Annotated in this window: 4 protein-coding genes and 1 pseudogene; 4 read left to right on the forward strand and 1 reads right to left on the reverse strand. The window is 57.9% G+C overall.

The window, feature by feature from the left end; translation table 11 throughout:
- From AX724_RS24245 to AX724_RS19520, 4 genes and pseudogenes are all read left to right on the forward strand, one after another.
- A pseudogene (locus tag AX724_RS24245) lies at positions 1 to 622 on the forward strand (DEAD/DEAH box helicase); the annotation flags it as partial.
- 96 nt (positions 623 to 718) lie between these two features.
- Positions 719 to 4,210 (forward strand): class I SAM-dependent DNA methyltransferase, encoded by a 3,492-nt coding sequence (locus AX724_RS19510; protein ID WP_066769911.1) that lies wholly within the window; start codon positions 719 to 721, stop codon positions 4,208 to 4,210.
- 21 nt (positions 4,211 to 4,231) lie between these two features.
- Positions 4,232 to 6,373 carry a GmrSD restriction endonuclease domain-containing protein gene (locus AX724_RS19515; RefSeq protein WP_066769913.1) on the forward strand — a complete coding sequence of 714 codons (2,142 nt, stop codon included), beginning with the start codon at positions 4,232 to 4,234 and terminating at the stop codon, positions 6,371 to 6,373.
- Between the two features lie 158 nt (positions 6,374 to 6,531).
- Positions 6,532 to 6,738, forward strand: coding sequence for a hypothetical protein (locus AX724_RS19520; RefSeq protein ID WP_066769914.1), 207 nt, complete (start codon positions 6,532 to 6,534; stop codon positions 6,736 to 6,738).
- A 2-nt stretch (positions 6,739 to 6,740) separates the two neighbouring features.
- Here AX724_RS19520 and AX724_RS23145 read toward each other — a convergent pair whose 3' ends face one another.
- Positions 6,741 to 7,046, reverse strand: a complete 306-nt coding sequence (locus AX724_RS23145) for a hypothetical protein (protein ID WP_197421639.1) — start codon at positions 7,044 to 7,046, stop codon at positions 6,741 to 6,743.
- Positions 7,047 to 7,188: the final 142 nt, after the last annotated feature.

Below are 7,188 nucleotides of genomic sequence, written 5' to 3' on the forward strand. Positions count from 1 at the left end.
CGACGATCTCGAGCGCCAAGTCGCTCCCGGGGACAAGGTGGAGGTCATGCTTGGATTTGGCCAATGCCCGGTAGGACAGTTTGGCAAGCGCTTCGGCGCAAAACTGAAGCAGCAGATGGAGGCCGCAGGGATCTGGCATCCGGGCAAGCTGGTCCGAATTTCCTACTCTGACCGCTACCTCAATGCACCGCTGCCGATGCTTTTGTTCCTACGGACCTGCGAGGCGCTTGCCGCAGAGCTAAAGGCTGGTGACACAGTCGAAGTCGACGTTGTTGTGCAGCCGTTGAAGAAAGACCGGGTGCCATATCGGATTTTCAACGACTGGGATCATGAGGCCGACCGGGAGGACGTGGCGCAGTATCTCGGCGAGAAGCTTGGTCTTGATGTCGCACTCAAGGTTACCGAAAGCGCCATTCACGGGCGGAAGCTCGAGTTGGAGTACGCAGACGGACGCAGGGCCCTCGTCTTGCTCGATCAAGGTTTCGGGTACTGGCGCATCGTGGGCAACCCGCCGAGGTATGACTTCCGCGCAGCACCGGCAGCACAGGCGAGTGACCTCTATCGCTCAAACGCGGCAGTGTCTGGGACTGGAGAAAGCTACTTTGCTGTAGCACGCCGTTGACGTTCCCTGCTTTCGGGTGGGTGCGTGACCAATTTGGTCGCCTAGCTAAAAACAGGTTCGTTGCGAAAGTGTAGTTCACTTATTACTCGAGCGTAGATGGCAATGAGCGATAAAGAAATTCTGCAGATCGATACCTTTATAGCTCACTGGCGCGATACCGGCGGCAGTGAGCTCGCCAATACGCAGAGCTTCATCAACGGCCTGTGCCACCTGCTCAGCGTCGATGCGCCCGATGGCAGCAAGGTTGACGACGCCCACAACGATTACGTGTTTGAACGCCGGGTGTTTCAGGACAATGGCGACGGCACGCAAAGTTTTGGCCGCATCGATTGCTACAAGCGCGACATGTTCATCCTCGAAGCCAAGCAGGGCAGCGAGGCTGACCGCGCCGCCGCCGGCAAGGGTGAGGACGATCTGGACATCTTTGGGCAGACTGCCAGCGCCCGCGTAAAGCGGGGCACGGCCCGCCGCGGCACGCCCGGTTGGGCCAAGGCCATGGTCCAGGCCAAGGGCCAGGCCGAGCGCTATGCCAAGGCGCTACCGGTCGACCATGGCTGGCCGCCGTTCCTGCTGGTGGCCGACATCGGCTACTGCATCGAGGTCTATGCCGACTTCACCGGCACCGGGAAGGCCTATGCCCAGTTTCCCGATCGCTCGCGCTACCGGATCATGCTGGAGGATTTGCGCGACGAGGACGTTCGCAAACGCCTACGCGCCATCTGGACCGAGCCCAGTAAGCTCGATCCCACGATCCAATCCGCCAAGGTCACGCGCGAAATCGCCGATCTGCTCGCCACCGTATCGCGCCGCCTAGAGGGGCGCGGTTATGACGCCGAGAGCGTTAGCGGCTTCTTGATGCGCGTTCTGTTCACTATGTTTGCGGAAGATACCAAGGTCCTGCTGCCCGAAAACAGCTTCAAGACCCTGTTGCGCGAACACGTTGGCAATCCCGAAATGCTGCACCACTCGCTCAGCGCGCTGTGGAAGGCGATGGACAAGGGTGAGTTCGCCCCGGCGCTGCGCACGCAGGTGAAGCGCTTCAACGGCTACCTGTTCAAGGAAACCGACGCGCCCGAGCTGGACGCTGACGAACTGCAAGTGCTGATCCAGGCGGCGGAGAAGGACTGGACCGAGGTTGAACCCGCGATCTTCGGCACCCTTCTGGAACGAGCGCTGAACCCTAAGGAACGCGCAAAGCTCGGCGCCCATTACACCCCGCGTGCCTATGTCGAACGCCTGATCGGCCCCACCATCATGGAGCCGCTGCGCGCCGATTGGGACGGCGTGCGCGGCGCTGCTGCCACCCTGATCGAAGAAGGCAAGGCGGGCGAGGCCAAGACCTTTGTCGAGGCGTTCCATGCCCGGCTTGCGCAAACCCGGGTGCTCGATCCCGCCTGCGGCACCGGCAACTTTCTCTATGTCGCCATGGCGCGTATGAAGGAGCTGGAAGGCGAGGTTCTCGACCTGCTGGTGGAGTTGGGCGACGATCAATACGTCGCCGAAATCACTGGCCACACCATCACCCCGGAAAACTTCCTCGGGATCGAGATCAACCCGCGCGCGGCGGCGATTGCCCAGCTGGTGCTTTGGATCGGTTATCTGCAATGGCACTTCCGCGTGAACGGCGCCGATCGCGCCCCGCCCGAGCCGATCCTGCGCGACGTGCGCACCATCGAGAACCGCGACGCGCTGATTGACTATGATGATCGCGTGCTGGAGCTAGATGAAGCTGGAAAGCCCGTCACCCGCTGGGACGGCGAGACCATGAAGGTGCACCCCGTCACCGGTAAAAAGGTCCCCGACGAGACGGCGCGGGTTGAAGTCCACCGCTACGTGAAGCCGCGCGCGGCGAAATGGCCCAAAGCCAATTTCATTGTCGGCAACCCGCCGTTCATTGGCAATAAGCGGATGAGGAAGCGGCTGGGAGAAAATTACGCGAAGGCATTGCGGGCCGCTTGGCCGAAAGTGCCTAAAAGTGTCGACTTGGTGATGTACTGGTGGGACCGTTGCGCCGAACTTACGCAGTTAGGCAGCTTGAGAGCCTTTGGGCTGGTTTCAACTAACAGCATCAAACAGGTCACAAATCGAGCTGTTATCGAGCGATGGCTGAGGGGCCGGCCTGCACTGAACCTTTCTTTTGCTATTCCTGATCATCCGTGGATGGACGATGAAACTACCGCTCAAGTGCGCATATCGATGACGGTCGCGTCCAAGGGCGGAAGATTAGGCGCCCTTGAGACGATCAAGTCTGAGCGAAAGGTGAAAGGTCAGCCGAATGTCGTCGACTTGATTTCGCGCTTGGGTCAAATTCACAGCAATCTCACCATCGGGGCCAATATCACCGACTGCGGATCACTAAAGAGCAACGGTGCGCTCTCCTTTATGGGAGTTATCCCATCTGGTACGGGCTTCCGGATTTCTGCTGATGAGTTGGCGGAATGCGGTTGCGACCTCTTTAACCTTCCGGCGGTCGTCCGCACCTACCTTGTCGGTAATGAGTTGACCGACAACAAGGCACCCGGCTTTATCATAGACTACTTTGGACTTGACGAAGCGCAGGCCCGTGAAGCTTCACCTGCACTTTTCCAGTTTGTGCTGAATCGCGTCAAAGATGGTCGAACAGCAAGGTCAGGCGACACCTCGGACTCGCAGCAGTATGCAGCGGAATGGTGGCTCTTCGCTAAGCCGCGACCGGGTATGCGAGCAGCCCTTCAAGGACAATCTCGCTACTTGGCAACCACCGAAACCTCAAAGCACCGTTGGTTCACATTTCTCCATTCGGCCGTTTTACCAGACCAGAAGATTCGTGGCGTTGCGACCGAGGATGCCTTCCACTTGGGCATACTCTCAAGTCGGATCCATACGCTTTGGTCTGACGCCGCTGGTGGCCGGCAAGGTGTTGGCAACGACCCCGTCTATAATAACACGACTTGCTTCGAGCCTTTCCCGTTCCCCGCCGACGTCCTTGAAACTCTCAAAGACAAAATCCGCGCCGAGTCTGAAGCTCTGGACGCACTGCGCAAGCAGGTGCTGGCCGAGCATGAGGATCTGACCCTCACCAAGCTCTACAATGTGCTCGAAGCCTTGCGGGAAGGTCGCGCGCTAACCGAGGCTGAGCGCGACATCCATGATTGCGGGCTGGTCACCCTGCTCCGCCAGCATCACGACATTATCAATGCGCTTGTCGCCGAAGCCTATGGCTGGCCCGCTGACATTTCCGATGAGGAAATCCTCACCCGCCTCGTCGCCCTCAACAAGGAACGCGCTGCCGAAGAAGCCAAGGGCCTGATCCGCTGGCTGCGACCCGAGTATCAGGCGCCCGACTACAAGGCTCCGGTCACCCAGACGCTCGACCTTGGCGAGATCGCCGCTGTCCTACCCGACAATGTCATCCCCTGGCCTAGCTCTCTTCCCGAACAGGTCAGCGCGGTGCAGTCTATCCTGTCGACGGCCGGTTCCCCACTGGCTCCGCAGGATGTCGCCCGCGCCTTTAAGGGCAAACGCGCCGCCACCGTGCGCCCGGTGCTCGATGCCCTCGCCGGTATCGGCATGGCCCGCCGGCTCAAGGATGGCCGCTATGCCGCATAAAATCTCGCAAAGGAGTTTCTGGTGAAAATCTGTCAGGCACTTGATAAGTTCGATGAGCGGCAGCTCTTCGTTCCTGCTTTTCAGCGCGAATACGTGTGGAAGCGCGACGACGCAAAGCAGCTGATAGATTCTCTGATCAAGGAGTATCCTACTGGTACGATGTTGACCTGGGAGACAAATAACCCTCCCGAACTCAAAGGCCCCCACAAGTACGATGAGAAGCAAGGTGCAGTGAGAATCCTGCTGGATGGCCAGCAACGCCTTACAACGCTTTATATGCTTATTCGTGGAGAACTTCCTCCATACTACACGGCACCGGAAATATTGAACGATACGCGGGGTTTGTACGTAAACGTAGAGAGCCTGGATCTCGAGTATTACAAGAAGCTCAAGATGGAGAACGACCCATGCTGGCAGAATGTCACGGACATTTTCCAGCGCAAGGTCCGTGCGAAAGACGTAGTTCGCTCGCTTGAAGCCCGAGGCGAAACTGTCTCGCGCGAACGCGACGATCTGATCGATGACAACGTCAAGGCGATCGAGAACATTCTCGATCGCGAGTTCCCTGAGCAGACAATTCCGGTCAAGGCGAGCATCCGCGAAGCGATTGACATCTTCTACAAGGTGAATGCCAGCGGCGTATCGCTCACGGAAGCGGAGCTCGCACTTGCGCAGATCTCTGGCTATTGGCCGCAAGCGCGCGATACGTTCAAAGCCAAGTTGACCGAGCTTGAGACCCGAGGCTTCTCCTTCAAGCTAGACTTCATCGTTTATGCGTTGCTCGCGTGCTTGTACCATTCCGGTTCCAACATGCGCTTCTTGCACGACCAGGCCAATGACGGCCCGATCCAAGCCGCATGGCAAAAACTCGAATCGCAGACGCTCGATTATGTCGCGAACATTATGCAGTCGCATGCGTTCATCGACCACACGGATGAGATCAACTCGATCTATGCCCTCATTCCGATAATCGCCTATTGCTATCAGCTCGATGGCCATCTGTCTGACCTGCAAATCCGCAAGGTCGTCAAATGGTTCTTTTATGCGCAAATTCGCGCTCGATATGTCAGCCAGTTGCCGCAAAAGCTGGACCGCGACCTAAAGGTCGTGAAGGATTCCTCGCAGCCGTTTGATGATCTCCTTCAGATCATCAAGGATGAGCGCTCTCTGGAGATCAGCCCTGACGAATTTGTCGGAAGGGCAATCTCGCACCCGCTCTACCCGATGATGCGCTGGTATTTCAAAAGCAAGGGCGCGACCTGTTTCACGACGGGCATCAAGCTGGCGCGGCCGATGGGCAAAAAATATGCGTTGGAGAACGATCACATCTTCCCATTCTCCAAACTCAAAGCTGCGGGCTACGGGACCGAGAACCGCATCAAATATGCATTGGCGCAAGAGATCACCAACCGGGCCATTCTGTCTCAGATCGCCAATCGGACGAAGAGTGCCACGACTGCCGAGACTTACCTCGCAGAAGTCGCAGCGAACAACCCAGAAGCTCTAGCTCGCCAATGTATTCCGGCAGATCCGGACCTTTGGAAGCTGGAGAACTATGAACGTTTCCTGCAGGCCCGCCGGGAGATGTTGGCGGCCGAGCTTAACACCTTCCTCAACTCGATCACCGATCTCTCGGTCTCCGACGTTCCAATCACGCTGGAGGAGATGATCGCGGAAGGCGAGAGCGAAGAATTGGAGTTCAAACAAACCCTTCGTTGGGATGTCAAAGAAGGACGGGTCAACAAGGAGCTGGAAGGAGTCGTTGTAAAAACTATCGCGGCATTCGCGAACAGCTTTAACGGCGGTACGCTACTCATCGGCGTTTCCGATAATGGCGACTCCGTTGGGTTGGAACACGACTTCGCCTGCCTCGGCGACGCCGACAAAGATCGATTTGAAATTCACCTCCGCAATCTCTTCGGCCAATCGTTTGGGCAGAATTTCACTGCGTCCAAGCTGAAGATTTCATTTCCCGAGGTGACAGGCGTCGAGATTTGCCAGATCGACGTAAATCCTGCCGATGCCGCCGTCGTTATTGCGGTGTCCGACAAGAATGGGCTGAAATCTGAGAAGCTTTACGTTCGCAGCGGCAACTCATCGCCTGAGATGCCGTTGAGCGAAGTTCAAGCCTTTTTGAGTAAGCGGTTTGGGGCTTTGGCTTGAGGTCGAAAAACTCGTTCGGGACACTGGTAACGGGGCGGTGCGTCGCTAAAGCTTTGCTTGGCGACCACGCTTTTATGTGTCAGAATCGCTGCATTGAGCCCGAAAATCTGCGATAATGCAGCGATTTTGGAACAGCCTGCCTGCTGAAAAGGTGCCTTATGTTGAAGTCATCTGACGACCCGGTTGCGGGCGAGGACTGGAAGGGTCTCAAAGAGATCGACCGGGCCATCGCGGAAAATCGCCTGACTGCGTATACGTGGAAGAAGACCTGGGCCGATCCTTGGGGTCGTATCAAGTTGATCACAATCTTTGTCGGCCTATCTGCTTTTGCGACGTTCGTTGTCATCAACGATCTGATCCTCTGATCCTACCACTCCTTTACCTCATCGGCCGCCTCCTCGCTTGCCCCTTTGGCTCCGCGGGTGACTGCGTCGAGATTGCCCCTGGACTGACCGATCCGGCCACGGCCCCGCGCCTGCGCCGCGCGGACTTCTTCGCTGATCCTCGCGGTGTCAGGAGCAGCGCCAAGACTGCCTGATCCACCGCCGCCACTGGGTCCACGCGCGCGGACGCTTCCCTGGCTCGTAACGGCAGGACGGCTGACCGGCGCGAAATCAGGCAGTGTCAATTGCCCTTCAATGTCATCGTGCAGCCGGTCGGCGTAGTTCTCCACTGTCAAACGGCGTTCAAAAGGGACCCCCGATCGGCGTCGAAGAGGGACCCCCTTTTCGGATAATATGATGCTGGTTTGTTGAAGATGGCCTTGCGCTGCGTGCGGCGGAGGGCGGGCGTAGCCCGACCGGAGGCGCGCGCAG

Origin of the sequence: Sphingobium sp. CCH11-B1 (assembly GCF_001556865.1) — a bacterium.
Lineage (GTDB): Bacteria > Pseudomonadota > Alphaproteobacteria > Sphingomonadales > Sphingomonadaceae > Sphingobium.

What these genes read in the sequence shown, in the direction of transcription:
- AX724_RS19510 (WP_066769911.1), top strand. Translation starts at nt 719, where the DNA reads ATGGCAATGAGCGATAAAGAAATTCTGCAGATCGATACCTTTATAGCT.
- AX724_RS19520 (WP_066769914.1), top strand. Translation starts at nt 6,532, where the DNA reads ATGTTGAAGTCATCTGACGACCCGGTTGCGGGCGAGGACTGGAAGGGT.